The sequence below is a fragment of the Desulfovibrio subterraneus genome (genome assembly GCF_013340285.1).
GTDB lineage: Bacteria > Desulfobacterota > Desulfovibrionia > Desulfovibrionales > Desulfovibrionaceae > Halodesulfovibrio > Halodesulfovibrio subterraneus.
Window position 1 is genome coordinate 1 of the sequence record NZ_BLVO01000003.1, and the last position, 274, is coordinate 274.

Consider the following 274-nt stretch of genomic DNA (forward strand, 5'->3'; position numbering starts at 1 on the left):
AAGTCGTAACAAGGTAGCCGTAGGGGAACCTGCGGCTGGATCACCTCCTTTAAGGAAATTTGTCCAACTCGCTATTTAATTGCAAGGAGCTTCGTGCTCTTTGACAAGTGAATGGTTGGTAGCACGCAACACGATAAGTGGTGCATGTGATCCAGGTATTACACTTGGCTGAGGCTTTACGCCTCTGCTCTTTGACAATCGATAGGGACGGAAAGGAAGTCTAAGAAAAATAAGTTATTAAGGGCATTTGGTGGATGCCTTGGTGCCAGAAGGC

General features: G+C 46.7%; 1 rRNA gene. It reads left to right on the top strand.

From position 1 onward, the window contains the following. Positions 1 to 51: ribosomal RNA gene (locus HUV30_RS18280) — 16S ribosomal RNA — on the top strand; the annotation flags it as partial. Positions 52 to 274 lie beyond the last annotated feature (223 nt).